Below are 26,304 nucleotides of genomic sequence, written 5' to 3' on the forward strand. Positions count from 1 at the left end.
TTTCAAAGTTCACTTTGTCGCGTCATTTGCGACTTTTTCATGTTAACATCTCTTTAACAGCGAGTCAACATTTTTTTTATTTTTTATTACTTTATTTCGTTTTTTGTCGAACCATCTTGGCGACGTATATAAATATAACATCCCATTTAGATTATGACAAGCCCTTTTTTTTATTTTTTTTATAAATGATAAAAAAATTTATATATAGTACGGAGGAAGTGTAATACGCAATGTCGAATTAGCCATAAACTATATAGAAAAGGGGTTTAGAAAATGGATCTACAACCAGATATCCTCATAAAATTACTAGTATCAGCAATGTTAGGTTCCGTTATCGGTTTAGAAAGAGAGTTAAAGAGAAAACCTCTTGGATTAAAGACATGCCTTGTTATATCAATAATGAGTTGTCTATTAACAATTGTTTCTATTAGTTCTGCCTTTTCATTTCATGGAAGTGATTATTTAAATATAACCATGGACCCATTACGTTTACCTGCTCAAATAGTATCAGGAATCGGTTTCGTTGGAGCTGGTGTAATTCTCCGAAGAGGCAATGATACAATAGCTGGGTTAACAACAGCTGCTATGATTTGGGGCGCATCGGGTATCGGAATAATTGTTGGGGCTGGCTTTTACGTCGAGGCTTTTGCAGGCGTAGGGTTATTAATAATAAGTGTAGAATTAATTCCTTACTTAATTAACAAGCTTGGTCCTAAAAGATTAAAAGAAAGAGATATAAGTTTAAAGCTAACAGTAATAGGAAGTGAAAATATAAATATTGTCATTGATCAAATTACCGCTCATGATATTACAGTTAAAAACATTAAAATAAAAGGATTAAATAATGATGAACATTATGTCCAAATGAAATTATTGGTTTTTAATAAACGAAGAACGACAGAAATTTATTATGATATTGAACAAATAGAAAACATCCGTGGAATTGAAATAGAAAGTATATAGTAGTGATAAGTTATTGCTTATTGGTAAAAATAAGTGTTACGAAATTGCGATGGAGGTATAAGCTTGAAAGTATTTCGTAACCAACCTATCTATTTTAAATCCTATACACTATTCAAAATTACTTTAATTTTATTATCGATGATTGCTATTTTCGGATCAATCATCCATTTCGCTGAGCCATTTACTTTTCCAACTGTTTGGGACGGTATGTGGTGGTCAATAGTAACTACATTTACAGTAGGTTACGGTGATTACGTACCTCTATCTCCAGTTGGACGTTTCTTTGCAGTTATATTAATTTTACTTGGTACTGGATTTGGTTCTTATTATATGATTTCATTCACAGCACAAACATTTAGGAACCAGGACGCGGATTTTAGAGGTGCACTTACATTTACGAAAAAGAACCATATTATAATAGTAGGTTGGAATGAACGAGTTAAAAATGTTATTAAACAACTACGTGCATCTTCAAACCAGTTCTATATTGTATTAATTGATGAAAGTTTAGAGTTATTACCTCCTGATTTAGAAAAGGTGCACTTTGTAAAAGGCTCTGCCTCTAATGACTCAGTTTTAGAAAAAGCAAATATAAAATTTGCCAATACAATCTTAATTACAGCTGATCAAAATAAAAATGAGCAAGATGCCGATATGCAAACAATATTAACAATCATCGCTACTAAAGGACTTAACCAATCAATTAACTGTATTGCAGAAATCTTAACCAAAAATCAAGTAATTAACGCAAAACGTGCTGGTGCCAATGAAATAATTGAAGCTCATTTGTTAACTTCCTTTGTAATGTCAGGTTCGATTATGCATAGAGGATATTCAGATGTTGTGCTTAAGTTAACAAATCAATTAGAAAACTTTACAGTAAAAATATTGGAAGTTGAACAAAAAATGATCGGAAAATTTTATTTCGATATTGTAGTTGAAGAATTAAACAACGATAAAATGATTATTGGAATCATTCGTAATAAGCAAACCATCATCAGACCCGATAAAAGTACTAAGATTGCAAAAGATGATTTCCTTATCTTACTTACTTAACAATCGTTATCAAAAAAGAGCCATTCCAAAAGGTTTGGCTCTTTTTTTTATAAAAGTTCATCCTCAATTCTCTTAAGAATTTCAAACCCTTTTATTTGATATTTTCTAGGAACTTTTCCATCTTTTTCAATTGGTTCTTGGAACTGGTTTAAAGATCCAGTTAAATTTCCCTCTAAACCAACATTATCATCTAGCCCTTCATTATAAATATGAGTTAATAAAAAGGGAGTTTCAAATTGTATAACCGCCCCATTCATATCTAACGAACCTGAAGTAACATTAAAGGGTAATCTTAAATATTGATACCCGTCATCATCCTGCATTAATAAATCAAAACTACCATGATCATATTCCCAGTTTGCTCCAATTACAAATCCATGATTTTTTAATTTCCCCTCAATGTCATTAAGCGGAAATATTGCATTCTCTAATTTTGATTTTAAAGGATACATGCTTTTCTCCTCCTTTTTCAATAGTATTTTCTTATTAAGTAAAAACATGAATATTAATTTTAATTTCAATAAAAAAACCGTTGTTAAAGTCAATTTAACAACGGTCTTTTTTCTTAATATTATTTTAAGCGTTCTTCTAATTGCATTTTTAGTTCTTCAAATCCTGGTTTCCCTAATAATGCAAACATGTTTTTCTTGTATGCTTCAACACCTGGTTGATCAAACGGATTTACTCCAAGTAAATATCCGCTCATCGCACAAGCTAATTCAAAAAAGTATACTGTATAACCGAAAGTATACTCATCTAATTTTGGTAATGAAACAATTAGATTTGGTACTCCACCGTCAGCATGAGCTAAGATCGTACCTTCAAAAGCTTTTTTATTAACAAAATCTACAGTTTTACCAGCAAGATAATTTAATCCGTCAGAGTCGTTATCCTCAAGTTCAATTGTTAATTCATGGCGAGGATTTTCAACAGATAAAACTGTTTCAAATAAGTCACGTCGACCTTCTTGAACATATTGTCCAAGAGAATGTAAATCCGTTGAGAAGTTTGCTGAAGATGGGTAGATACCTTTTTGGTCTTTCCCTTCACTCTCTCCAAATAATTGCTTCCACCATTCTCCAAAATATTGTAGTGATGGTTCGTAGTTAACAAGCATTTCTATTGTTTTACCTTTGTTATATAAAACATTTCGAACAACTGCATATTGATAAGCTTGATTATCTTCTAATTCTGAAGAGTTGTATTCTTTATATGCATCTTGTGCACCCTTCATCATTTGTTCAATATCAATACCCGCTGCAGCAATCGGTAATAAACCTACTGCCGTTAATACTGAATAACGTCCACCTACATCGTCAGGAATAACAAATGTTTCATATCCCTTTTCATCAGCAACAGTTTTTAATGCCCCACGTGCTTTATCAGTTGTAGCGTAAATACGATGTTTAGCTTCTTCAGCACCATATTTTTCCTCTAACAACTTTCTAAAAATACGAAATGCAATAGCTGGTTCAGTAGTTGTCCCAGATTTTGAGATAACATTAATTGAAAAATCTTTATCCTTTAAAACTTGAGTTAAATCGTGCATATATGTAGAACTAATATTATTTCCTACGAAGAAAACTTGAGGTGCTTTTCTTTCTTCTTTAGAAGCAATATTAAAAAATGAGTGTTGTAACATTTCAATTGCAGCGCGTGCACCTAAATAAGATCCACCGATACCAATTACTAAAAGAACGTCTGAATCTGATTTAATTTTCTCTGCTGCTTTTTGAATTCGAGAAAATTCTTCCTTGTCATAGTCATTAGGTAACTCTACCCATCCTAGAAAGTCGCTACCTGCACCTGTTTTTTCATGAATTGTATGGTGAAATAATTTCACTGCATCCCTTAAATATGATATTTCATGATCCTGAAAAAACATTTTTGCTTTTGAATAGTCAAATTTAATATGAGAAGTCATACATCAAACCTCCTTAAATAGTTGTAATACCTTTACAATGTACCTAATTAAATAATTGAAAGCAAGTAAATGCAATTATATTTATGTGAAAAAATTAACAAAAAATCAAAAGATATTTCTTCTTATTATTATTTTTAAGTACATAAACAAAAATAAATGAGGAAAGCTATGTTAGAAGGTCATAAAAAGGAGGTTAACCTATATGAGTACATTACAACGTATTGCACTTATTTTTACAATTATTGGGGCTATAAACTGGGGTTTAATTGGATTTTTTCAATTTGATTTAGTTGCAGCAATTTTTGGTGGTGCAGATTCTGCTTTTGCTCGAATTATTTATGGTATCGTTGGTATTTCAGGATTAATTAACCTTGGCTTATTGTTTAAACCTTCAGAAGAGCTAGGAACACATCCTGAAACAAATGAAGTAAGATAGATTGCAGACGAATTTAGTCTCTTTTGTATCTATACTTTTCTAAGAATTAAAAAGGAAGGGTAAATCCCCTTCCTTTTTAATTCGTCATATTTTCTTTCTTCATCTCAACGCGAAGCCATTCATTTAATTTTTTATGCAGGGTGCTAAATCCATCTGGTTTTAGCTCTCTTAATAGTCTAGCTGCATGTTTTAAGCTCTCGTCACCATTAAATCCTTGATCGATACTTGCTCCTTTTAAAGACAAACTTATTTTTCCTGTCATCTCATCAATAGACAGCACACGTACATTTACTAATTGCCCAACAGAAATATAGTCTCGAATATCGCGAACATATCCATTAATAATTTCGGAAATATGTACTAGTCCTTGTGTTTGGTGATCAAGTGAAATAAAGGCACCATACGTTTGAATCCCTGTTACTTTACCAGTGTAAACTTTTCCAATATTGTAGTTTTGTGCCATTCAAAACACTCCTAATTTTCGTTCAATTCCACTAACTAAATTTTAGCACACACAGACCAACTTTTAAAGTTTGCTTACTACTCATAAATGGCACTTCTTTTCTAAAATCCCTTTACTTATTATAGTCACTTTAAAGGTTGGGCTATTTCAATTATTTTAAATAAATACTTGTCTCTATTAGAATTGACGAAAAACTTATAATTTAAAAGTATTTTAGCGATTTGCATATCATATGGTGACATACAGAGCATTACTTAGATAAAGAATGTATTCCTTCCGTTTGGACATAATAATCCAAAAACTTAAAGGAGAGTTTGGATGATGAATCATTCTGGAACAATGCAGTCAACATATAAGGTTTCTGGACTTGATGTTTATTATGAACTTTACGGATACCATAATAGCAATAAGCAAGATTCAAAAGTATTTGTATTAATTCACGGTTTTTTATCATCTTGCTTCAGTTTCCGAAGACTAATCCCTTTTATCTCAAAAGATCATGTTGTTGTCGTAATTGACCTACCCCCGTTTGGTAAAAGTGGAAAACATTTAAATTTTAAATATTCGTATGATAACTTTGCGAATGTCGTTATCTCTCTTGTAAATCATTTAAATTTACAAAACATTTATTTAGTCGGACATTCTATGGGTGGGCAAATTGCTTTATATGTCACAAAAAAAGAACCGGAGCTTGTTAAAAAAGTGATTTTATTATGTAGTTCTGGTTATTTAGGAAGGGCAAATCCACATTTAATTATTTCATCTTATTTTCCTTTTTTCTATCTATATATTAAAAGGCATTTAGCTAAACAAGGTATTATGAACTCACTAATTTCAGTTGTTCATGATCAGAAGTTAATTGATGATGAAATGATAAATGGATACAAGGAACCTTTTTTGCAAGATGAAATTTTTAGAGCATTGACAAAGATGATTCGTGATCGAGAAGGGGATTTAAGTCCTGAAGATTTACAAAATATATCTGTACCTATTCTATTAATTTGGGGTGAAAATGATAAAGTTGTTCCATTAGAAGTAGGCGAAAGATTGCATCGCGATTTAAGGTACTCAACTTTATATACTTATCCAGAAGCTGGACACTTAATTCCTGAAGAAATTCCTGAACATATTTATGAACGTATATCAAATTTTGTATAGGAAAAAGAGTCCTCAAACCTGGACTCTTTTTCACATTTTTTATAATTCAAATATCGGCAAAGTAATAATAACCTTCAAACCTTTACCATCTATATTCATAAATTTTATCTTACCATTGTGTTGGTCAATAATATGCTTTACGATAGCAAGTCCTAATCCGGTTCCACCTTCGTTTCTAGATCTTGCTTTATCGACTCGATAAAATCTTTCTCCTAAATGTGGAATCTCTTCAGACGGAATCCCTTTTCCTTCGTCTAAAATTTCCAACGTGACTTGTTTATCTTGAAATAGTGTCATATAAATTGTTTTACCTGTAGGTGTGTAACGAATTGAGTTATCAAGTAAATTGTGGATTACCTGTTGAAAACGATCTGGGTCAACATTTGCGATAATCGTCTCGTCTAAATTCTTTTGTATTTTAATATTACGTTTAATGAGGATTTGAGAATATGTTTCGATTGTATCTTCAATTAGCTGAGCAATTACGTTAGGTTCTTGACTAAGTGGAAATTGCTCACCATCTAATGTGGCCAAGTCAAGTAAATCTCTAACTAATCTTTGCATCCGACTTGCCTCTTTTTGAATGATACCAACATATTTTAGTTGTTGTTCTTGTTTTATTACACCATCTAAAATTGCTTCACTATATCCTTTAACATAACTTAACGGTGTTCTTAATTCATGAGAAACATTGGCTAAAAACTCTTTTCTATTTTCATCCTCTTTTTGTAAAGAATCAGACATTGAGTTAAACGCAGTAGCTAGTTTCCCTATTTCATCCCCACTATTGTAGTGTATACGTTCGGTGTAATCACCATTTGCCATTTTATAAGATATTTGCTCCATTCTTGATAATGGCTTAATTATTTGTTTTATTATACTTCTGCCAATTAAAAGAATAATGAAAGCAAATAACAATGTACTAATCGTAAAGATCCATTTTGATTGTTGGATTAATTCAGTAACACTCCTTAAAGGTAAGTGTAAATATATAATCCCTTCAAGTTTTTCTTTTTTTACAACAGGAACAACGACACCGATTATTTGATGCTTAAATCTTTTTTCAAATCCTGTCTTAGTAATCACTTTTCCTTTTAATAAAGTTTCACGATCATCTTCAGTAATGAAAGATTCGTGGCTTACATTATAGGGGATACATGCACTTAAATCTCTTGGATTACTAATAAATAAAACATTAGCATTTGAAACAGCATCAAATTTTGAAACAAATTCTGAAAAGTCATTAACATTATTCGTTTTATGATAATGTTTTACTAAACTTGTACCTTCTTGGATTAAAGTGGAACGAACATATGAAACATATAATTGCTTATATGCAAACTGAAACATTAAAAAGAAAAAGATTGTTGTACAGATTACGATTAAACAAATCGTTAACCAAAGTTTTTGTAAAAACGATAACGAATTGAGTAATTTCCTCATCCGTTTATCCCAAATTTATACCCTACACCCCAAACCGTAGAAATATAATCTGCATCCTGTCCTAATTTAATTCTTAATGTTTTTATATGTGTATCAACTGTTCTAGCTGTACCAAAATAATCGAAACCCCAAACCCTTTCTAAAATTTGTTCGCGGCTAAAAACGTGGTCTTGGTGCTTACAAAAGAAGAGAAGCAAATCATATTCTTTTAAAGTAAGTGATAAAGGTTTGTCCGATACAAAAGCATTCCTAGACTTTTCATTTATTTTGATTTGTCCAATCTGTAAAACGGAAGCATCTGAATTTTTCGTTCTTCTTAAAACCGCATCTACTCTTGCAATTAATTCTCCAGGACTAAATGGTTTTACGATATAATCATCCGCTCCCATTTTTAATCCATTTACCTTATCCCACTCTTCACCTTTTGCTGTTAAAAAAATCACAGGTATATTTGATGTTTCTCTAATCTTTTTACAAAGGGTCCATCCATCCATTATCGGCATCATAATATCTAAAATTAATAAATCATAGTTTGATTGACTTATTTTTGATAATGCGCTCTCACCATTGTTTGCTTCGTCCCAACTATATCCACTATTTTCTAAATACATTCCAACCAATTGGCAAATTTCTTGTTCATCATCAACAATTAATATCTTTCTTTCAATCATGACGATTGCCCTCTCTTAACAATAATTGAAAAGGTCCTCTTCCTACTGCAACTTCTTTTTCAATTTTCATCGTTGTCGTATTTATTTGGTACACCTTGTTTAAATCGTAGCTAGCTGCATACGCAGCATGTTTAAAACCAATAGCCGTATATGGATTCGATCCAACTTCAGTAAACTTAGTCTGATTAACTACATTCGGATTTAGCTTATAAATTTGATTTGTTCCATGGGCGATCGTAAACAATCCATCTTCATTTTGAAAAAACGAAATAGGCATTAATGGCGTATGAAGAGACTTTTGTTGCTTACCAGTAATAGTTGAATATACTTTTACGTCCTCATTTTCCACTTCACCATTTCCGTGTCCCCCAACAAATAGTTCAGATGAATCTCTGTTTAAAATTAAGCCTACCGATGTGTACGGCACTTCAATCGTTTGTTCAATTTTAAAGCGATCCAAGTTAATACCAATCACTTTTCTCTCGTTAAACAAGCTAACATATAATTTATGATGAATCGTATCTTCAACCATCGAAATTGGATTTCTACCTATTTTAATTTTTTTAAGAACCTTACCCTTACGATTAAAAAATGTAATGTTATTCTTCTTTCCATTCGTTACAGCAATCACCTGATTACTTTTTAAAGAAATTATATTAGTAATACCAGTACCAGCATTCCAACTATCGACATGTTCCCCTGTTGAAAGATGATATATATCTATTTTTGGATTTGTTGGATGATATACGGCAATATCTTCTCCATTTTGTAATAATACTGCTCCACTTATATATCTATTTAAATTCCAATCTGTTACTTTTTGTAATTCATCTAAATTTAGGAACGTTAAGCTTCCCACTTTTTTATTTACTGAAATTAGGACATTCTCCGTATCCTTAATATGTGACATATTATTTGACACACAGCCTGTACAAAATAAGAAAAGTAAAATCGTGCTGAAGATCAAAATCTTTCTCAAAATATTCACCCCCATAAAAGCGATATCAGTCAATAGCTATTGACTTCAAGCTTTTATATAAAAGAGGCTATCCTTCTATTCATCAAAGATAGGATAGCCTTCGTTATTATTTAATTTACTGTAACCTCTTTTTCAGTATGGTCATGTAGTTCCTCTTTTTCAACATGAACCTTTACTGTATTTGTTCCTTTTTCTTTAAAGGTATAATTAACTTCATATTCACCTGGTGCAACTTCTTTTGCATCAGTATAGCCATGCTTTCCTTGCTCATCTTTCCATGTTTCAATTCGCACGTTCGCTTTTTCAAGCGGTTTTCCATCATTCGTCATAAGATGAATCGTAAAGAGATTTTCTTTATTTGCATCAATATTTTCAGTGCCCATTAAATGAATCATTACATCGCCATGATGATCATCTCCACTGTGAGTTTCATGCTCACTCTTTTCACCATTACTATTACTAGTTGAGGTAGTAGTTTGAACTTTAAAATCCTTTTTAGGCATTGAATGTTGATCCCTAGCAGTAACATGGGCAATTACATAGTAATCTCCTGGATCAGTAAATTTGTATGTAGCTGAATAAATACCATCTGCACCATTTTTTGCATCAAGCATGGCAATACTATCTTCACCATTTTTACCAATTTCAAATTGAACTTCATCAGCGTCAGAAACAACTTTATTATTTTGACTAACTTCAGCACGTATTGTAATTTCTTTATTTAAATTAATATCGGATGTCGGCAGAAGTATATTTACATCAACTGGTTTTTCGACTACTGGTTCCTTCTTCTTCTCATTAGAACATCCTGCAGTAATCACAATGCTTACAATTAATAGACTTAATAATTTTTTCATATGTATTACCTCCTAAGAAGTTATGTATTAAACGCGCTTTGTCAATCTGATTTGAGTTAGTCTATGTAGCTAATAAATTCACAAAAATAAATCTATCACAAAAATGTGATAAAAATGTGATGTAATTCAAAAAAAAAGAGACCTTCCTTAGTAAGTCCCCATTTTGAATTATTTTATTCACGTAATGATTTTTTTTCTTTCGATTCCATTAATTCTGTTATACGCTTTTCTTCTTTCAGCGATGCCTTTTTAATTAAATAAAAAGTAATAAATGCACCGATCATAAAAATAATTAATGAAATAACGGCAGGTATATACTCTGTTTTATCTTCAGGAAAATATAAAAACTCCATCATAGTCCCATCACTCCCACTGCCAATTATACAAAGTATCCTATAATAATCAAAGTAAAATGAGGTATTGTTCAAAAGATTCTTCACTGATAATTAAATAATTTAATTGACAAGGTTGTTTTTCAACAAAATAAAAACCAACTGATTTAAAATCAATTGGTTTTTAATATGAAGATATTCTTTTCTTTAGTAATGAAAAATCAATTAAGTCTCCTAAAGTCGCCGGTGCAGGTTTTTTCATGTATTGCTTATCTTTTTCTACTAATTTATAAATATGATATGTTGTTAATGCATCGTCTAGTGCTTTGTGGTGATTTCCAGTTCCATCTTTTCCATACTCTTTCATTGCGTTCCAAAGGCCAGTTTGATTTTGGTTACCGAAGAAGGTTTTATACTCAAGACATAAGTCTCTTACTTCCCCATGAATTGGGAATGATAAATTCGCAGCCTCGCAATTATGTTTTAATACTCTCATATCCATATTGCCCCAAGTAATTACCGTGGTTCTATAGTTTTTTGTCGCTTCATTTAATATTTCTCCAAGTTCATTTAATTGTATTCCATGATCGACATTTTCTTGAGAAATATTTAGAAACCTTTTGCATCTTGAGGATAACGTTGGAAATTGCAGCGGTTTAACAAATGAAGAATATGTTTGATTAATCTCATCATTAATGACACTTACAAAACCAACTTCAATGATTTCCGGAAAAAATTTAATTCCTTTTGATTTTCCATCGGGCATTGTAAACTCAAAATCAATAAACAGGAACTGCTCTTTCATTTCCTCACCTCCAGAAAAATAAATTTTCTGATTTTTACTTATTGTCTTATATGATTAACGAATATTCAAGTAAGACAAATTTACTATTTTCAACTTTATTCCTTATTTTATTAATACAACCAATTTGTGTAAAAAATAACATAAGATACCCATCAAGATGAAAAATCGTGTTAAAATAATATCGTTCGTTTAATTAATTCTTTAAACGAATTAAAAAATAGAAAGTATATAGAGGGCTATTATGAAAAAAATTATTGGATTTATTATTATTATAATAAGCTTTCTTGTCTTTTATTTCACATCTCAGCAAGCTATGATGGCGTATGAGACTTCAAAACATATTCCCAAAAAGAAGGTAGAAGAACTGCCTGTTGTTTCTTTATCACAGAACAGTGTTTTTTATGATCGAAATAATAATCCTTTTTACATTCCTGCTTCTGGTGATAATAGAATTAATTTAAAAAGCGGTGAAATTCCGCAACTAGTAAAAGATATCTTTATTTCTACCGAAGATCGATATTTTTATTCCCATAAGGGTATTGATTTATTTGGAGTTGCTAGGGCATTTATGGTGAATGTTTCGAATAGTGGAATAGAACAGGGAGCTAGTACAATTACACAGCAACTTGCAAGAAACTTATATTTAACTCAAGCACGTACAGTCGAACGCAAAATAAAGGAGATTCAAATCTCTTTACAACTTGAAAAGCAATATTCTAAAGATGAAATTTTAGAAATGTACATTAATACAATTTATTTTGCAAATCGAAACTATGGAATTGAAGCTGCAAGTAAAGCATATTTTAGCAAATCGATAAAAGATTTGAGTATTGCACAAACAGCTTTCGTATGTACAATTCCAAATAACCCAACTTTATATGATCCTTTGAAAAACTTTAATAACGCTAAAAAGCGTCAAGAAAGAATTTTAGGTATACTTAGAGATCAGGGAAAAATCACTGAACAACAGTATACTACTGCCATGAAAGAAAAAATTACGCTAAAGAAAGATAGTAAAACACAGGAATATCCTGATTACTATTCTTACGTAGATTCTGAGCTGAAGAGTATTTTAGCTGGTAAAAAAGGAAAATTTAATACTAGCAAGCTATCAGTAGCTCAACAAAGTGAATTAAAAAAGTTAAAAACTGTCCAAGAGAGAGCATTATATTTACAAAATCAGGGCTTAAAAGTCTATACAAGCTTAAATCCATCGGTACAACAAGTGACAGTCAACGCAGTTAATCGAGGAACACTCTCAACAAATACACAGGGCGCAGCAGTTGTAGTAAAAAATGATACACATGAAATTATTGCAATTTCTGGTGGAAGAAACTATGAACCTCACAATCTAAATCGAGCATTCCAATCATATAGACAGCCAGGTTCAACAATTAAACCATTACTAGTTTATGCACCATATATCGAAACCTTTGGTGCTACACCGGATTCAAAAGTAAATGCAGATAACTACTGTAAAGGCACGTATTGTCCTAAAAATGATAGTAAAAAAGAATACGGGGATGTAACTATACGTACTGCTATGCAGAACTCATATAATACAGCTGCAGTTCGATTATATGAGCAACTTACACCACGTATAGGTTATTCATACTTAGATAAGTTTGGGTTTAGAACGATTACAAATGAAGACCGTATAGAGCTAGGTCGTGCTCTTGGTGGCTTCAATGTCGGTATGTCACCATTAGAAATGACAGATGCATACTCTACATTTGGTAACAATGGAGTATTCTATGAAAATACCGCTATTAAAAAAATCACATTACGAGATGGTACCGTATTATACGATAATGAACCTAAAGCAATTCGTGTTTACAATCCATCAACGAACGAAACTATGAGAAGCATGTTAAACTCTGTAGTAAAAGATGGTACTGCTAAACATATCTATATGCCGTTAAACTATATTGGCGGTAAAACAGGTACAACTAACGATAATACGAATCTATGGTTCATGGGATTAACTTCAAATTATACAATTGGTACGTGGATTGGTAATGATAAGCAAAGAATTCCAATTGCAAAAAACTATTCTTATCCACCTACTCAGCGCATATGGCAAAATATCGTTGTGAATGGCCAATTATATTAATCTATAAACAAAAAAGTAGCACTTTTGAGATAATCAAAAGTGCTACTTTTTTTAAAATGGCATTGAAGTTTTAAATTTAGCTAGAACTGTAAAAGCGCCATATACAACTCCGCTTCCTACTAATCCCCAAATAATTAATTGGATCATAATAAAACCAATGACACCTACAATTGTATAGTTAGATCTTTGCTTTATTAAAAATAAAATATAAAATGCAATTACTGATACTACTAAAATAATAGCAATATACACTAAAGATTTATTTAAAAAGATAGCAATTAATCCACCTATTAAAAAGACAAAAGAATATTTCTTGGTTGCTAATAAGTCTACTCCTTCATTGTCCTTTGAGAATAGTAGTAGCGCAAATTGCCAGATCATATCAGAAATTAATTTGAATCCACTCAAAACTAAATAGAAAAGAAATGCTATACCTAGAAATGTAAGGATTCTAATTTCCTTCTCTGGAAGTAGATCTGTAAGTGGTTGTAGAATACCAGATACTGATAAAAAGTTTATAGTCATTTGAAAGAAGTTTAATGTAATGGCGACCGTAAACATAATTATTGATAAAAGTGCATTAAAGCCTGTGAAATATATATTTTTCATCGAATGTCTCCTTTCTTCTCTATCTCAAGAAATTTCTAATTCCTTAAATAGAGGATGTCTCACTTATCTTCGAAATTTTATATTCACAACTTAATTATTTTACCATAAGTTTAAGATAAAATTGATGAGTTTCTATTTTTTCTTTTTAGAAATAATCATTTTAAATTACATTTTAATATTTAAAAACCTGACTGATTCGTTTAACAAGTGTTATTAGTTTGATATCCTTAGTCATAAAAAAAACTGCTAAATTACATTTATAATTTAGCAGTTCTTTATGTTAATTTCGTTTATCTTTAATTGCAACTGTACATCTCGAGATACAAACTAACTGCTCATCCTCGGAGTAAATTTTTATATCCCAAACCATTGTCGTTTTTCCAGTATGTACTGCAGTTCCGATTGCTGTTACGACACCGTCACGAACAGAACGTATATGATTTGCGTTTATTTCAAGGCCAAAAGCAAGTTGATTCTCTTGATCAATCATCGAAAACGTTCCTACACTCGCAACTGTTTCAGCTAAGGCAACTGAAGCACCACCGTGTAAATAACCAAACGGTTGATGTACTTTTTCCGTTACCTCCATTTTCATCACTACTTTGCCTTCTTCAACAGACTCTATCGTCATGCCTAAAGCATGCATTAATGTCATTTTCTCTTCCATTACTCCTCCACCTCTCTATTAAAGCTTACTTACTTAAACATCTCTGTTTTCGTCATACTCGTTTGAACAAAAGATTATGTTTAATACATTTTATTTTATTATAAAATTTTACTTATTTTAAATTCGAGATAATGAAAAGATTTTCCTTTTATTCAAAATAAATATCCGATTAACGTTTTAAACCCCTTGCTATTAATGCAAGGGGCATGTTTTTATAGTACACCATCAAATCGCTTTTCTGCATATTCTTTTAAACTACTCATTTGTTTTACTACAATTCGTTTTGTGAACCAACTGAATATGAAGCCTGTCATTATTGCTACTACTGAAGACATTTCCAAGCTACATTCATAATCTAATCGGGTTTGATTTGATTCAACAGAAAAAAAGTGATAGACTGCATCGGCTGTAAAATTAGTATGCTTTAATCGAATACCTAATTCTTTTGGCGGGCTATAAGAAATGATTTCACCATCATATTCTCGAATTTCCCCGTCTTCTTCTAACTTTTGCTTAAACTTATGACCAACTGGTTTTTCTCTGTTAAAATTTTCGTCATACTTATTCTCTATGAAACCATCCATCCACTTTTTTATATGCTCATCTGAATCAACAACTTCAAAAACAGCTTCGATTGGTGCATTAATGATTAAGCTATAATTTATTTTTTCCATAATCTATTCTCCAATTTGATTCTTTGATTGCTGTCTAAATACTTGTAACGAGTTTTGTTCATTCAATTCTTTAAGATCTGATTCAGTAAATCTTCCTGACCCTTGCTTTATTATATAAACAGCCAATTTCTTCTTTCCCCAATGCTCAAATACATCACCAACAGTTTGAAAATACAAATCCAAATGATGTCCCTTTACTGCAGCACCTTTATCTGCTACTACTCCATATCCATACCCAGGAATAAATAATACCGTTCCGATCGGAAATACGTTTAAGTCGGCTGCAATGGTTGAAAATAAATCCCTCTTTACTTCGACACCTGAATAAGTGATTCCATATGAATGGTCTTTAGGACTTTTTCCTGTCGATTCTCTTCCAGCTGTATACCCAGTTGCAGTAACTGTTACCTTTTTATAATTATTCCAATTCGTATTATGTTCAATGTTTTTTGCCATCGTAATCATTATGCTTTCATTTGTGATTGTTTTATTTTCTTCAGCAAATACTTTATTTATTGCAATTGAATCACTAAACCAGCCTTTTATAGTACCGACTTGAATATTTGCAAAGATTTTTAAAGAAGAAAACAAAGCAATAATGAATAAAATAGATAAAATAACACGTCTAAATAATTTTTTATTTATACCCAATGAATCATTTCACTCCTTTTCATCTTTTCATCTTTCCCTAAAACAAAAAAATTATAAAAAAAAACTTTCTCATACATGAGAAAGTTAGAAGTTAGAACATTTGATATCCATTTTTTCTTAATGAAAGGATTACTACTCCTGACATAATTGCCCCTACTAAACCAGCTGTTAAAATAACAATATCACCTGTTCCTACTGCCATAAAGTTTGTTTTTAATGTCTCAAAAGCTGCAGTAGTATTCGTAAAATATTTTACCGTACTAATCTTGTCCACAATCATAACGATTAATAGTGGATAGATTACTACCATAAACCAAGTAGTTCGAAAAAGCATATTTGCAAGGAAACCGATTCCAAAAGCTAAAACGAAAAATAACAAAATTGAAATTAGTAAAACTGGAATACTCATCACCATATAAAAAACACCCCACATTTTTTCTATATACAGTGTAAAACCTTCTTGTCCTATCGTCAATTTTAAAAATATTCAAATTATTGAAAAATTATTTAATGAAGTGATAGGCTGTATATTGGAATTGATCTCCTGGGTTTAAACCTTTAACCACATTCATTGGTTTATTCGGAGGATTTTCAATTAAGTATTTAATTAGTAATGAAGATGTAGGATCCTTTAGTAGCTCTTCTTCAGTAATAAAACGTGCATCTGATAACTCTTCTTCTTGAATCGATATCGTTGTATCATCTGCCTGTAATAAGAAAATCAACATATTATCACTAATTTCTTCACGAATAACGCCAGTCCTAACACCTATTAAACCGATTAAGGTTGCATTTACGCCTGTTTCCTCTTTAATCTCTCTTAAAACTGCTTGGTCAACAGTTTCATCTTGTTTTACAAAACCTGCTGGTAAAGACCATAAACCTTTTAAGCCACTATATTTTTTCTTTACAACTAACCATCTTCCATCAGGGTCTTTCACTAACCCTGCTACTCCTAGCCATACACTGCTTCTTTTACTCATCATTATGACCACCTTTTCGATAAAGAAAACTCGCCGATTGGCGAGCCTTTAGGCGAAGACAGAGACGTAGTTGAACTTATACTTAATACTAAAAATTGGAAACTACGTCAACTTCTTGCTGCCAATTCACACTTGAATAATGTACAAAGAAAAAGCCCGACTTAAGTCGAGCTAATATGCTTATAGTAAGTTTAATTTACCTTTTTTAAGAACTAACATTGGTCCACCAAGTACGAATAAGTAACGGTTATCGATTACTTTCTTCATAAATGAAGCTTTCCAACCAGTTAATTTTTTACCGTAAACTACGCCAATTGCATCATCATGTCCTAATGAACATACTGTACCCTTAATGTCTGGTGTGAATTCTTCTAATTCACCTTTTCCACGAACTAGTACTGCCAAGTTGTGTGCAACATTAAATCCTTGTTGGATTGCAATTTGTGCTGTTGGTGGGTATGGACGGTTACTTGCTTCGTCAATTAATAAAGCAGAGTCACCAACGATAAATACATCGTCATTTCCAGGAACACGCATATCTTTTGTAACTTTTACACGTCCACGCATAGCTTCAAAACCAGATTGCTCTACTAATGCATTTCCACGTACACCTGCAGCCCAAACAACTGTTGCAGAGTTGATTTTCTCTTCTACATCACCTTTAGCAACGATAATTCCTTCTTCAGTACATTCTTTAATAGCTGTACCAATTTTGAATTCTACACCTTTTTTCTCTAATTGAGAAACTGCATAGTCAACTAATTCAGGATCAAAACCTGGTAATACCATTGGTGCAGCCTCTACGCAAATAATACGAACTAAATCACGATCGATATCATATTCTTTACATAATTCTGGCACACGGTTTGCAAGTTCACCAACAAATTCAATACCAGTAAATCCAGCACCACCAACGATAATCGTTAATAACTCTTCGCGCTTTTCAACTGGAGTGTTGTAGTATTTAGAGAAGCTGTACTCAATATGCTCACGAATTTGACGAGCAGCATTGATGTTAGCAATTGAGAATGCATGTTCTTTTAAGCCTTTAATTCCAAAAGTTTCTGACTCAAAACCAAGTCCAACTACTAAATAATCATAGTCTAATTCGCCGTTAGAAAGAAATACTTTCTTCTCTTCAGGTTTGATTTGAGTAACAGTATCTTGAATAAAGTTAATTTTATCTTGATTAATCACGTCTTTAATATCAAGACGTGTACGGTCATGGTGTAATGTACCTGCTGCATTTTCATGTAACCATGTTGCTTGGTAGTGGTAGCTGTTTTTATTTACTAGTGTAATGTCCGCTTCATTTGCTGATAATGTTTTTTGAAGTCGAGTTGCAGTAATAATTCCACCGTACCCAGCTCCAAGGATTACAATCTTAGGCTTATTCATGATATACATACCATCCTTTTAAATTATATTAAGTACCTACAATTTGCTGTAATATCTCTAAATTTATAACTAAGCTCAATGGTGAGCAATCTAAATCATTATAAATTAGTACATAAGTGAGCAAACGATTATATAGGGATATTTGTCTAAATATTTCGTAATAATTGTCACAAAATGTTAACAATTAGCCTATAACAATATTAAAGTTTTTTGTTTAAGATTTCAAGCATAAATCTAATCGGTAGAATTATCGAAATATTAAGCAAAATTGGTTATTTTTTGATTCACACCTCAGTTTAACGGTATAAAATATGATATTATTCTATTATAGATGACATGCATTTATACATGAGGGGGATACTTACGTTTATGAAAAACGAAAAAGTATATGATATTACGATTATTGGTGGAGGCCCAGTTGGTTTATTCACTGCTTTTTATGGTGGAATGAGACAAGCCAGTGTAAAAATCATAGAAAGCCTTCCACAGCTTGGTGGTCAATTATCTGCACTTTACCCTGAAAAATACATATATGATGTAGCTGGCTTCCCAAAAGTACGCGCTCAAGAGTTAGTTAATAATTTAAAAGAGCAAATGAAAAAATTTAATCCTACCGTATGTTTAGAGCAATCAGTTCAAATAATTACTAAAGGTGACGATGGAGTATTCCATTTAGTTTGTAATGATGGTTTTGAGCATTATACAAAAGCTATTATCATCACTGCGGGAAATGGTGCATTCCAACCACGCAAACTGGAAATCGATGGTTCTGAAAAATTCGAAAAAACAAACTTACATTACTTTGTAGATGATATGAATAAATTTGCTGGTAAACGAGTTGTTGTTTTCGGTGGCGGAGATTCTGCCGTAGACTGGTCATTAATGCTTGAACCAATCACTGAAAAAGTAACACTAGTTCACCGTCGTGATAAATTTAGAGCTCATGAGCATAGTGTTGAAAACTTAATAAACTCTAAAGTAAAAGTAACAACTCCTTGGGTTCCTGTTGGAATCGTTGGTAAAGAGCGTATTGAAAAAGTTGTACTTCAAAATGCAAAAACTGAAGAGCGTATTGAAATCGAAATTGATGATGTAATTGTTAACTATGGTTTTGTTTCGTCTTTAGGACCAATTAAAAACTGGGGCCTAAACATTGAAAAGAATAACATTGTTGTTAACTCACGCATGGAAACAAATATTCCAGGTATTTATGCAGCTGGCGATATTTGTACATATGATGGAAAAGTTAAGCTAATTGCTTCTGGATTTGGCGAAGCACCAACAGCAATCAACCATGCTAAAACATATATTGATCCAACTGCGAAAGTACAACCAGGTCATAGTTCTTCAATGTTCTAATATATAAGATTTTAATCATAAGAACTGTCTTTTAATAGGCAGTCTTTTTTTAATCTTACTTGTGATACTTTGAACAATATACATCATAATTCGTGAATCATTTCACAACCAACTTCATAAAAAACCAATTCGAATTTTTATCTACACTATATAATAGTACACAACTTCAAAAAAGATTCAATAATTTACCCTGAATTTGTAAAAATATTAACAATTAAGAATTTTGCCTAGTTTGTTTAATAGAAAAAATAGGATACAAAAGTATCCTATCAGTTTGTAGACAAAGTACTAAAAAATTGATTTAGCACTCTTCAGGTGAACCTGCATTCGTAGCTGTTCTAAAACTTGAACCACATCCACATGATGCGATTGCATTTGGATTATCGATTGTAAATCCTCCGCCTAGTAATGACTCTTTGAAATCAATTACAACTCCTTTTAAAATAGGAGCACTTTCATTATCAATTAAAAACTTAATGCCATTATATTCTAATTCTGTGTCATCATCATTTTTTTGTGGATCGAAACCAAGTCCATATGAAAGTCCAGAGCAACCTCCACCTTTTACTCCTAAGCGAACAAAAGTATTTAGATCTTCTTCGTTTTCAATCATTTCTTTAATTTTTAAACTTGCTTGTTCAGTAACTGTAATCATTTATTTCACTCCTCTTTGAGTATAGTATATGCCTTCTGTTATTGTAACTGCTGGGCCTTTCATCCATACATCCCCATCAGTAGACCAAGTAATTTGTAAATCTCCACCTTGCAGGTGAACAGTTATCGGTTCATCTCGTTTATATTTACCTTCTTGTATCATAGCGACTGCTGCAGCACAAGCTCCTGTTCCACAGGCCTGAGTTACACCAGAACCTCGCTCCCATACAACGAAATTTATCTCATTATGAGGCAAACATTCGATAAATTCAACATTTACGCTTTCCGGAAATAAATCATGTTTTTCAACAATTGGACCTAAAGTTGTTAATGGTGCCTTTTTTATATCACTTACTTCAAAAACAGCATGTGGATTTCCCATCGAAACTGCTGAAAATTCATAGTTTTTTTCTTCATATAAAATTCTGTCCTTAGCAAATTCCTGATCATTACCAATCATTGGGATTCTTGATCTTTGGAATATTGGTTTCCCCATATTTACTGTTACTTGATTAACAATATTATTTTCAACATGTACTGTTGCTTCAACAATAGTACTGATTGTTTCAATCTTAAATGAAGTATTATTTGCAATTCCATGTTCGTATGCATATTTAGCTACACATCTTAGACCATTACCACAATTTTTAGCTTCTGACCCATCATTATTAAATACTCGCATTTTTACATCTGAAACTTCTGATGGACAGATTAATATCATTCCATCACTACCAATACCTGTATTAATATTTGAAACTTCAACTGCAAGTTTAGAAAGCTCTTCTTCTCTTAAATTTTCTTCAAACATATTTACATAAATATAGTTATTTCCTAATCCATGCATTTTTGTATAACGAAAAGAATTCATTTCCATGACTCCTTACTTTTTTTATTAATTCAAGTATAAATTTTAAATGAATTGAGCACAATAAGAACATCCCCCGTTTCTCGATATAGAAACATTTTAAGAGCTTCACTTAGGTGAATGCTCATTTTTTTTTGCATTAAATTTGCTAAATAATTAAGGATAGTGTACGTAATAAAAATAATATTGGTTAAAGTAATTAATCTAAAGAATAGTAATTTCCCCCTAATATTAAATTGTTTAAATTAGGGAATGTCGAGGGATGTAAAGCGTGTTTTGAGGAAGACTAAAATATTGTTGAAATAGCTCGAAAAATAAAAAAAGCACTGTTAATTATTAACAGCGCTTCTTATATTAACATATTTTCTTCTAAGAAAATATAAATATTATCTACTAGCTCGGTTGCGGTTTCTCCAGTAACTACTTCCCCTTCAACTAGTGCAAAAAGTGATAGACTACATTTTCCACAATATCCAAGGCAGCCATATTCTAGTATGTCTAGATTTGGATCACGTTCAAGCTGTTCTAAAGCTTTTTGTGCACCGTCAGCTAGGTTTTTTATACAAAATTCGACTAATGGTCTCACTATTTTTCACTCCTTGCTCCTCATAAAGTTACTCTTTTTTTTTTAAAACGTCAATCCTTTTGAGAATTAATGGAATGAGCTTTATTTTACCGAGTTAGGCGTTGTTATTTTAACATAAAATATATATAATATAATTGTCGAAAAATAGAAAATTTTTTTCATTCAACGCTAATAAAACAAAAGGGGAACATCAACTATGAAAAACCTCGTATTACTAGGTGCCGGATATGGAAATATTCGTGCTTTGTCACGTCTATTAACATCTGATTTACCTGAGGATGTTCATATCACATTGATTGATCGAAATTCTTTTCATTGCTTTAAAACTGAGTATTATGCATTAGTTGCAGGTACGGTTCCAGAGCAACACATTAGAATACCATTACCAACTCATGAGAAATTAAAGGTTGTATATGGAGATATTACTACAATTGATACGGCAAACAAGAAAGTAGAATTAAGCAATGGAAAATCAGTTTCTTATGATGATTTAATTATCGGTTTAGGTTGTGAGGATAAATACCATAATGTACCTGGTGCACCGGAACATACTTATAGTATTCAAACAATTGAAAAAACAAGAAACGCTTATGAAAATGTAAACAGTCTACCTCCTAATTCAGTAATCGGTGTTGTAGGTGCTGGTTTAAGTGGTGTAGAAGTAGCTAGTGAACTAAGAGAAAGTAGAAGCGATTTACAAATTTTACTTTTTGATCGTGGAAGCCGAATTTTATCAATGTTTCCAGAAAAACTTAGTTATTATGTACAAAACTGGTTTATTGAGCACGATGTAAAAATTGTTAGCAATTCAAACATTACAAAAGTTGAGAAAAATACTCTATTTAACCATGATGATGAAATTCATTGTGACGCTGTTATTTGGACAGCGGGAATTCAACCAGTTGAAGTTGTCCGCAATTTAGACGTAGAAAAAGACAATACAGGAAGAATCGTTGTAACAAAATATCATCACATGCCAAACGATGAGCATGTTTATGTAGTAGGAGATTGTGCATCATTACCATATGCACCTTCCGCACAGCTTGCGGAGGCTCAAGCAGAACAAATCGTTATGATTTTACAAAAAAAATGGAAAGGTGAAGACCTTCCAGAAGAAATGCCTAAAATAAAATTAAAAGGTATTATGGGCTCATTAGGTAAAAAACATGGTTTTGGACTATTCAATGAACGCCCACTTATCGGACGAGTTCCAAGATTAATTAAGTCTGGAATCCTATGGATGTATAAATACCACAATGGTTGATTAACAAATCATCTTTTTAGTTATACTTATATGAAAAAGCCCCTTAACTTAATTGTTAAGGGGCTTTTTTTTATTCTGTTTTGTCAGATTTAATAACTTCTTTAACACTTTCAACCATCCCTAAAAGCTTTGTAGCGTCTGTCGGAATAACAAGTTTTGATGCGTGACCGTAAGCTACTTTTTCTAAAGCTTCCATTGAACGCAATTGAACCATTTCTTTAGTTGGCGCTGCATTTCTCCAAACATCTAACACAACTTGTTCCCCTCTAGCTTTCGCTTCAGCAAGTTTAATGATTGCTTCCGCTTCCCCTTCAGCGCGTAAAACTTGTGAATCTTTATCACCTCGGGCTTTTTCAACTTGGCTTAAACGTTCCCCTTCTGCTTCAAGAATTTTTGATTGCTTTTCTCCTTCTGCTTTCAGGATTTTTGATTCTTTTTCACCTTGTGCATTTAATACTTTTTCACGACGTGTACGTTCTGCTTGCATTTGTCTCTCCATCGCATTTTGAATATCAACAGGTGGAATAATATTTCGGATTTCTACACGATTAACCTTCATTCCCCATTTATCAGTTGCTTGGTCAAGAATTGCACGGAGTTTATTATTAACTGTATCACGACTTGTTAAAGTTTCATCTAAATCTAATTCCCCTATTAAGTTACGTAAAGTAGTAGCAGTCAAATTGGAAATCGCAGACAGTGGATTAGCAATTTCGTATTCATGACGCACAACATCAGTTACTTGATAAAAGACAACTGAGTCTACTTGGATACTAACATTATCTTTTGTAATCATTGATTGTGGTGGAAAATCTACTACAGTCTCACGCAATGTTTTTTTACTAGCTACACGTTCAACAAATGGCATTACAACGTGGATTCCACTCTCTAATTTACGATGGAATTTCCCTAATCGCTCTACTAGATATACTTCAGATTGTCTAACAATACGAATACTTGATAACAAAAGTAACACAACAAATAAAACAATAATACCAATAATAATTGGACCAACCATAGAACTTACATCAGACATAGCACTTCTCCTCAATTAGTTATTTTTCACGTATAAAGTTGCACCTTCTATTTTTGTTACAATGACCTTTTCATTTAAAAATAATGGTTCAGTAGAACGGATTGTCCATTCGTCACCATAAACTTTAGTCGTTCCTACTGTATCATCATTTATTTCAACAGAAGCTACAACGACCTCTTTACCAACTAATGCATACACTCCATTTTCTATCGTTTTATGCTGGTGGATTCTTTTTGCAAATTTCTTTGTACTAAGCCACAAAATTAATGCACTAATTATAAAAACGATAAAAGTAAAGGTGTTTGATCCTGTTAAATAATTTACAACTGATGCTAAAATGCTCGCAATACCAATCCATAAGAATACAAAGGTTAACGAAAACATTTCGATAATAATTAATAAAACTCCAATTACAAATAAGCTGATCGCAACCATTCCACCCCTCCTCCCAATTCTATATATATGCCAAAAATTGTAATTTATTTATGCTATACCTTTATTCTATCATGTAAATCTTCAGCATTTTACATAAAATAATGAATTTTATTAAAACATTTTAATTTTTTTGGATAAGAATCAATACAATAAGAACCCTACAAAAAACATTTTATAAACAATAAAAAACCCCTTACATTTTTGTAAGGGGTTAATTCATTATAGTTCAATAGCGTTATAAACATCTTTTAATTTTGGATTACCTTCACCAACAACGTTTCCATTTACTAATACTACTGGATAGAAAAATTCATCATTTCTAACTCGTTCAGCGAAATCTTCTTTTTCATTATTCTCTACATTAAATATATCAATGTATTGAAAATCAAAGGCTAAGTCAGGATATTTTCTTCGAAGTGCAGCTTGAAGCCATTCAAAAGTTTCAATTGATGATGGCATTCCTACACAACTTGCACATATTACTTCAGCTCCAAAAACTTCCACTAAAATTTTATTACTCATTTTCTCCTCCTAGCATACAATAAGGGTGTGTCCAAAAATAATTTCAAACACACAAAGTACTCTGTAATAGATTTTTTCCTCTTAACTGATTATAATAAAATTAGTGAAAGGAGTCGATATGAATGGACATGAGAGAACAAGTACAAGAAGTTTTAGATAAATTAAGACCGTTTTTACTACGTGATGGTGGAGACGTTGATTTAGTTGATATTGAGGATGGAATTGTTAAACTTCGCCTTTTAGGTGCATGTGGCAGCTGCCCAAGTTCAACTATTACATTAAAAGCTGGTATTGAGCGAGCTTTATTAGAAGAAGTACCTGGTGTAATTGAGGTAGAGCAAGTATTCTAATATATTTTCAATACTAAAAGAGAGGGTTTAAAACCCTCTCTTTTATTTTAGCCATTTAATTTCACGAATCCCTAACTTAGCAGTTGGTAGTCCGATCAAATCATAAAATCCACCTAAAAAAGATTCAAACTCACTTGTATTTTCAAGATAATTAACTAATTTACGCTCATACCTTTTACGATCCGCATCGCTCCTTGCCAAATAATATCCTTCAATTGTTTCAAAATAGTGTACGGGGAAAAGAAGTCTTGCAAATAATAAACGCCACGCAAAAGTAGATAATGGACTTTTCTTTTCATAACCATAAAAAAATGAGAGGATTTTCTTTTGATGATTATCAGGATTCTCTAAATATTCATCCCTCACCCATTCAGCAAGATCCCTGCTTGGATGATCGTAAATCCATTCAATCGGTACTTTCGCAAAATGAATTTCTTTCTGTCTTCGTTCAGTCATTTTTTGATGACAAATTGTTGCTGCATCAACAACTTGAGGAGTATCATCTAGTTCAGTATCTACAACATATTGAATCGCATTTTCAGTCATTCCGAGATAATAAGGAAAAGATTCAATAAATATTTGATCGAAAAAATTTTCGGGATGACTATTCACTTTACTTTGCCAAAATCTTTCTAATTGCTCTAAACGTTTTTCCCATAAATTCTTCCATTTCCCAATCCTATTTAATCTTTTCAATTCATCTGAATATTTTTTCCCTCTTAAATGAAAAATCGCCAGTTCTTCACCGTTATTATTACTGCGTTCATTTTGTCTGTTACTCTTAAATAAGGAATAATTATTTCCATCAATCTTACTCACATAGTACCCTTGAACATTTTGAACAAAGGTTGCGATCGATTGATCTCCGGTTGAGCTCATAAAATCACTTAAACTCTTCATTTCCTGCAAATCATCTTCTTTTAAATTTCCAATGGGCGCAAGAAAATACACCCTATTCCGCTGCCAAAACATGTAATATGACTGTACTTGAAGCAATTCAGCTGGTTGAATTTGATAATGAGTAAACATGTCTTGAATGATGTTTTGGTTG

The 26,304-nt window shown here is 32.0% G+C and carries 31 protein-coding genes; 8 read left to right on the forward strand and 23 right to left on the reverse strand.

From position 1 onward, the window contains the following. Positions 1-273 precede the first annotated feature (273 nt). Positions 274-963 carry an MgtC/SapB family protein gene (locus CN946_RS10210; protein WP_098861033.1) on the forward strand — a complete coding sequence of 230 codons (690 nt, stop codon included), beginning with the start codon at positions 274-276 and terminating at the stop codon, positions 961-963. A 63-nt stretch (positions 964-1,026) separates the two neighbouring features. Then, positions 1,027-2,019: a potassium channel family protein gene (locus CN946_RS10215; protein WP_098861034.1), complete on the forward strand. Its 993-nt coding sequence runs from the start codon at positions 1,027-1,029 to the stop codon at positions 2,017-2,019. Between the two features lie 47 nt (positions 2,020-2,066). On the opposite strand, the gene CN946_RS10220 is transcribed toward CN946_RS10215, so the two are convergent. Further along, positions 2,067-2,471 (reverse strand): YugN family protein, encoded by a 405-nt coding sequence (locus tag CN946_RS10220; RefSeq protein ID WP_069034796.1) that lies wholly within the window; start codon positions 2,469-2,471, stop codon positions 2,067-2,069. Positions 2,472-2,590: 119 nt separating this feature from the next. Next, complete coding sequence (locus tag CN946_RS10225; protein WP_069034797.1) at positions 2,591-3,943, reverse strand: glucose-6-phosphate isomerase; 1,353 nt, start codon at positions 3,941-3,943, stop codon at positions 2,591-2,593. 202 nt (positions 3,944-4,145) lie between these two features. Between CN946_RS10225 and CN946_RS10230 the strand changes: the two genes are divergently transcribed. After that, positions 4,146-4,379, forward strand: a complete 234-nt coding sequence (locus tag CN946_RS10230) for a DUF378 domain-containing protein (protein ID WP_056468643.1) — start codon at positions 4,146-4,148, stop codon at positions 4,377-4,379. A gap of 76 nt (positions 4,380-4,455) precedes the next feature. Here the strand turns inward: CN946_RS10230 and CN946_RS10235 are convergent, their stop codons facing one another. Further along, the gene (locus CN946_RS10235; RefSeq protein WP_098861035.1) at positions 4,456-4,842 is read right to left on the reverse strand and encodes a CvfD/Ygs/GSP13 family RNA-binding post-transcriptional regulator; all 387 of its coding nucleotides are present in this window, start codon (positions 4,840-4,842) and stop codon (positions 4,456-4,458) included. Between the two features lie 321 nt (positions 4,843-5,163). Between CN946_RS10235 and CN946_RS10240 the strand changes: the two genes are divergently transcribed. Then, positions 5,164-6,000, forward strand: a complete 837-nt coding sequence (locus tag CN946_RS10240; RefSeq protein WP_483295385.1) for an alpha/beta fold hydrolase — start codon at positions 5,164-5,166, stop codon at positions 5,998-6,000. 39 nt (positions 6,001-6,039) lie between these two features. Here CN946_RS10240 and CN946_RS10245 read toward each other — a convergent pair whose 3' ends face one another. The 6 genes from CN946_RS10245 to kapD form a co-directional block, all read right to left on the reverse strand. Further along, on the reverse strand, positions 6,040-7,443 hold the full coding sequence (locus CN946_RS10245; protein WP_098861037.1) for a sensor histidine kinase: 1,404 nt from the start codon (positions 7,441-7,443) through the stop codon (positions 6,040-6,042). Continuing rightward, positions 7,440-8,114, reverse strand: a complete 675-nt coding sequence (locus CN946_RS10250; protein ID WP_098861038.1) for a response regulator transcription factor — start codon at positions 8,112-8,114, stop codon at positions 7,440-7,442. The genes CN946_RS10245 and CN946_RS10250 overlap by 4 nt, the downstream gene beginning before the upstream one ends. Further along, positions 8,107-9,093, reverse strand: coding sequence for a YncE family protein (locus CN946_RS10255; protein WP_098861039.1), 987 nt, complete (start codon positions 9,091-9,093; stop codon positions 8,107-8,109). Before CN946_RS10255 ends, CN946_RS10250 begins: the two co-directional genes overlap by 8 nt. A gap of 110 nt (positions 9,094-9,203) precedes the next feature. Further along, on the reverse strand, positions 9,204-9,950 hold the full coding sequence (locus CN946_RS10260; protein WP_098861040.1) for a FixH family protein: 747 nt from the start codon (positions 9,948-9,950) through the stop codon (positions 9,204-9,206). A gap of 173 nt (positions 9,951-10,123) precedes the next feature. Next, entirely contained in the window at positions 10,124-10,306 is a 183-nt protein-coding gene (locus tag CN946_RS10265) for a hypothetical protein (RefSeq protein ID WP_069034802.1), read from the reverse strand. A gap of 160 nt (positions 10,307-10,466) precedes the next feature. Further along, positions 10,467-11,087 (reverse strand): 3'-5' exonuclease KapD, encoded by a 621-nt coding sequence (gene kapD, locus CN946_RS10270; RefSeq protein ID WP_098861041.1) that lies wholly within the window; start codon positions 11,085-11,087, stop codon positions 10,467-10,469. Positions 11,088-11,328: 241 nt separating this feature from the next. Between kapD and CN946_RS10275 the strand changes: the two genes are divergently transcribed. After that, positions 11,329-13,200: a transglycosylase domain-containing protein gene (locus tag CN946_RS10275; RefSeq protein WP_098861042.1), complete on the forward strand. Its 1,872-nt coding sequence runs from the start codon at positions 11,329-11,331 to the stop codon at positions 13,198-13,200. A gap of 51 nt (positions 13,201-13,251) precedes the next feature. Here the strand turns inward: CN946_RS10275 and CN946_RS10280 are convergent, their stop codons facing one another. The 7 genes from CN946_RS10280 to CN946_RS10310 form a co-directional block, all read right to left on the reverse strand. Next, positions 13,252-13,809 carry a DUF5366 family protein gene (locus tag CN946_RS10280; RefSeq protein WP_098861043.1) on the reverse strand — a complete coding sequence of 186 codons (558 nt, stop codon included), beginning with the start codon at positions 13,807-13,809 and terminating at the stop codon, positions 13,252-13,254. Positions 13,810-14,089: 280 nt separating this feature from the next. Then, a complete protein-coding gene (locus CN946_RS10285) occupies positions 14,090-14,476 on the reverse strand; it encodes a PaaI family thioesterase (RefSeq protein WP_286131624.1) in 387 nt (128 codons plus the stop codon). 212 nt (positions 14,477-14,688) lie between these two features. Continuing rightward, a complete protein-coding gene (locus CN946_RS10290) occupies positions 14,689-15,150 on the reverse strand; it encodes an SRPBCC family protein (RefSeq protein ID WP_098861044.1) in 462 nt (153 codons plus the stop codon). 3 nt (positions 15,151-15,153) lie between these two features. Beyond that, on the reverse strand, positions 15,154-15,801 hold the full coding sequence (locus CN946_RS10295; RefSeq protein ID WP_286133898.1) for a 3D domain-containing protein: 648 nt from the start codon (positions 15,799-15,801) through the stop codon (positions 15,154-15,156). A 91-nt stretch (positions 15,802-15,892) separates the two neighbouring features. Next, positions 15,893-16,210, reverse strand: coding sequence for a YuiB family protein (locus CN946_RS10300; RefSeq protein WP_098861100.1), 318 nt, complete (start codon positions 16,208-16,210; stop codon positions 15,893-15,895). Positions 16,211-16,304: 94 nt separating this feature from the next. Continuing rightward, positions 16,305-16,784 (reverse strand): NUDIX hydrolase, encoded by a 480-nt coding sequence (locus tag CN946_RS10305; protein ID WP_098861045.1) that lies wholly within the window; start codon positions 16,782-16,784, stop codon positions 16,305-16,307. A 180-nt stretch (positions 16,785-16,964) separates the two neighbouring features. Continuing rightward, on the reverse strand, positions 16,965-18,182 hold the full coding sequence (locus CN946_RS10310) for an NAD(P)/FAD-dependent oxidoreductase (protein WP_141546891.1): 1,218 nt from the start codon (positions 18,180-18,182) through the stop codon (positions 16,965-16,967). 369 nt (positions 18,183-18,551) lie between these two features. Here CN946_RS10310 and CN946_RS10315 point away from each other — a divergent pair, with 369 nt between their 5' ends. Then, entirely contained in the window at positions 18,552-19,541 is a 990-nt protein-coding gene (locus CN946_RS10315; protein ID WP_141546892.1) for an NAD(P)/FAD-dependent oxidoreductase, read from the forward strand. 301 nt (positions 19,542-19,842) lie between these two features. On the opposite strand, the gene CN946_RS23455 is transcribed toward CN946_RS10315, so the two are convergent. The 3 genes from CN946_RS23455 to CN946_RS10325 all read right to left on the reverse strand — a co-directional run bounded on the left by CN946_RS23455 (position 19,843) and on the right by CN946_RS10325 (position 21,646). Next, entirely contained in the window at positions 19,843-20,196 is a 354-nt protein-coding gene (locus CN946_RS23455) for a HesB/IscA family protein (protein ID WP_176547287.1), read from the reverse strand. Then, positions 20,197-21,063, reverse strand: coding sequence for a diaminopimelate epimerase (gene dapF, locus CN946_RS10320; RefSeq protein ID WP_176547288.1), 867 nt, complete (start codon positions 21,061-21,063; stop codon positions 20,197-20,199). A 346-nt stretch (positions 21,064-21,409) separates the two neighbouring features. Continuing rightward, positions 21,410-21,646, reverse strand: coding sequence for a YuzB family protein (locus CN946_RS10325; protein WP_056468696.1), 237 nt, complete (start codon positions 21,644-21,646; stop codon positions 21,410-21,412). Between the two features lie 196 nt (positions 21,647-21,842). Between CN946_RS10325 and CN946_RS10330 the strand changes: the two genes are divergently transcribed. Then, on the forward strand, positions 21,843-22,910 hold the full coding sequence (locus tag CN946_RS10330) for an NAD(P)/FAD-dependent oxidoreductase (protein ID WP_098428641.1): 1,068 nt from the start codon (positions 21,843-21,845) through the stop codon (positions 22,908-22,910). A gap of 70 nt (positions 22,911-22,980) precedes the next feature. Here CN946_RS10330 and CN946_RS10335 read toward each other — a convergent pair whose 3' ends face one another. The 3 genes from CN946_RS10335 to CN946_RS10345 all read right to left on the reverse strand — a co-directional run bounded on the left by CN946_RS10335 (position 22,981) and on the right by CN946_RS10345 (position 24,903). Continuing rightward, the gene (locus CN946_RS10335) at positions 22,981-23,946 is read right to left on the reverse strand and encodes an SPFH domain-containing protein (RefSeq protein WP_218012652.1); all 966 of its coding nucleotides are present in this window, start codon (positions 23,944-23,946) and stop codon (positions 22,981-22,983) included. Positions 23,947-23,961: 15 nt separating this feature from the next. Then, the gene (locus CN946_RS10340; protein ID WP_098861047.1) at positions 23,962-24,381 is read right to left on the reverse strand and encodes an NfeD family protein; all 420 of its coding nucleotides are present in this window, start codon (positions 24,379-24,381) and stop codon (positions 23,962-23,964) included. A gap of 219 nt (positions 24,382-24,600) precedes the next feature. Further along, the gene (locus CN946_RS10345) at positions 24,601-24,903 is read right to left on the reverse strand and encodes a DUF1462 family protein (RefSeq protein ID WP_098861048.1); all 303 of its coding nucleotides are present in this window, start codon (positions 24,901-24,903) and stop codon (positions 24,601-24,603) included. A gap of 122 nt (positions 24,904-25,025) precedes the next feature. Between CN946_RS10345 and CN946_RS10350 the strand changes: the two genes are divergently transcribed. Next, positions 25,026-25,253: a NifU family protein gene (locus CN946_RS10350; protein ID WP_098861049.1), complete on the forward strand. Its 228-nt coding sequence runs from the start codon at positions 25,026-25,028 to the stop codon at positions 25,251-25,253. Positions 25,254-25,295: 42 nt separating this feature from the next. Here the strand turns inward: CN946_RS10350 and yutH are convergent, their stop codons facing one another. Further along, the gene (gene yutH, locus CN946_RS10355; protein WP_098861102.1) at positions 25,296-26,294 is read right to left on the reverse strand and encodes a spore coat putative kinase YutH; all 999 of its coding nucleotides are present in this window, start codon (positions 26,292-26,294) and stop codon (positions 25,296-25,298) included. Between the last annotated feature and the right edge of the window lie 10 nt (positions 26,295-26,304).

Source organism: Bacillus sp. AFS053548 (genome assembly GCF_002575105.1).
Lineage (GTDB): Bacteria > Bacillota > Bacilli > Bacillales > Bacillaceae_G > Gottfriedia.

Bases quoted from the DNA above. Each gene is read 5' to 3' on its own strand.
- CN946_RS10210 (WP_098861033.1), top strand. From the start codon at position 274: ATGGATCTACAACCAGATATCCTCATAAAATTACTAGTATCAGCAATG.
- CN946_RS10220 (WP_069034796.1), bottom strand. From the start codon at position 2,471: ATGTATCCTTTAAAATCAAAATTAGAGAATGCAATATTTCCGCTTAAT.
- CN946_RS10225 (WP_069034797.1), bottom strand. From the start codon at position 3,943: ATGACTTCTCATATTAAATTTGACTATTCAAAAGCAAAAATGTTTTTT.
- CN946_RS10230 (WP_056468643.1), top strand. From the start codon at position 4,146: ATGAGTACATTACAACGTATTGCACTTATTTTTACAATTATTGGGGCT.
- CN946_RS10235 (WP_098861035.1), bottom strand. From the start codon at position 4,842: ATGGCACAAAACTACAATATTGGAAAAGTTTACACTGGTAAAGTAACA.
- CN946_RS10240 (WP_483295385.1), top strand. From the start codon at position 5,164: ATGAATCATTCTGGAACAATGCAGTCAACATATAAGGTTTCTGGACTT.
- CN946_RS10245 (WP_098861037.1), bottom strand. From the start codon at position 7,443: ATGAGGAAATTACTCAATTCGTTATCGTTTTTACAAAAACTTTGGTTA.
- CN946_RS10250 (WP_098861038.1), bottom strand. From the start codon at position 8,114: ATGATTGAAAGAAAGATATTAATTGTTGATGATGAACAAGAAATTTGC.
- CN946_RS10260 (WP_098861040.1), bottom strand. From the start codon at position 9,950: ATGAAAAAATTATTAAGTCTATTAATTGTAAGCATTGTGATTACTGCA.
- CN946_RS10265 (WP_069034802.1), bottom strand. From the start codon at position 10,306: ATGATGGAGTTTTTATATTTTCCTGAAGATAAAACAGAGTATATACCT.
- kapD (WP_098861041.1), bottom strand. From the start codon at position 11,087: ATGAAAGAGCAGTTCCTGTTTATTGATTTTGAGTTTACAATGCCCGAT.
- CN946_RS10275 (WP_098861042.1), top strand. From the start codon at position 11,329: ATGAAAAAAATTATTGGATTTATTATTATTATAATAAGCTTTCTTGTC.
- CN946_RS10280 (WP_098861043.1), bottom strand. From the start codon at position 13,809: ATGAAAAATATATATTTCACAGGCTTTAATGCACTTTTATCAATAATT.
- CN946_RS10285 (WP_286131624.1), bottom strand. From the start codon at position 14,476: ATGGAAGAGAAAATGACATTAATGCATGCTTTAGGCATGACGATAGAG.
- CN946_RS10290 (WP_098861044.1), bottom strand. From the start codon at position 15,150: ATGGAAAAAATAAATTATAGCTTAATCATTAATGCACCAATCGAAGCT.
- CN946_RS10300 (WP_098861100.1), bottom strand. From the start codon at position 16,210: ATGAGTATTCCAGTTTTACTAATTTCAATTTTGTTATTTTTCGTTTTA.
- CN946_RS10305 (WP_098861045.1), bottom strand. From the start codon at position 16,784: ATGAGTAAAAGAAGCAGTGTATGGCTAGGAGTAGCAGGGTTAGTGAAA.
- CN946_RS10310 (WP_141546891.1), bottom strand. From the start codon at position 18,182: ATGAATAAGCCTAAGATTGTAATCCTTGGAGCTGGGTACGGTGGAATT.
- CN946_RS10315 (WP_141546892.1), top strand. From the start codon at position 18,552: ATGAAAAACGAAAAAGTATATGATATTACGATTATTGGTGGAGGCCCA.
- CN946_RS23455 (WP_176547287.1), bottom strand. From the start codon at position 20,196: ATGATTACAGTTACTGAACAAGCAAGTTTAAAAATTAAAGAAATGATT.
- dapF (WP_176547288.1), bottom strand. From the start codon at position 21,063: ATGAATTCTTTTCGTTATACAAAAATGCATGGATTAGGAAATAACTAT.
- CN946_RS10330 (WP_098428641.1), top strand. From the start codon at position 21,843: ATGAAAAACCTCGTATTACTAGGTGCCGGATATGGAAATATTCGTGCT.
- CN946_RS10335 (WP_218012652.1), bottom strand. From the start codon at position 23,946: ATGTCTGATGTAAGTTCTATGGTTGGTCCAATTATTATTGGTATTATT.
- CN946_RS10340 (WP_098861047.1), bottom strand. From the start codon at position 24,381: ATGGTTGCGATCAGCTTATTTGTAATTGGAGTTTTATTAATTATTATC.
- CN946_RS10345 (WP_098861048.1), bottom strand. From the start codon at position 24,903: ATGAGTAATAAAATTTTAGTGGAAGTTTTTGGAGCTGAAGTAATATGT.
- CN946_RS10350 (WP_098861049.1), top strand. From the start codon at position 25,026: ATGGACATGAGAGAACAAGTACAAGAAGTTTTAGATAAATTAAGACCG.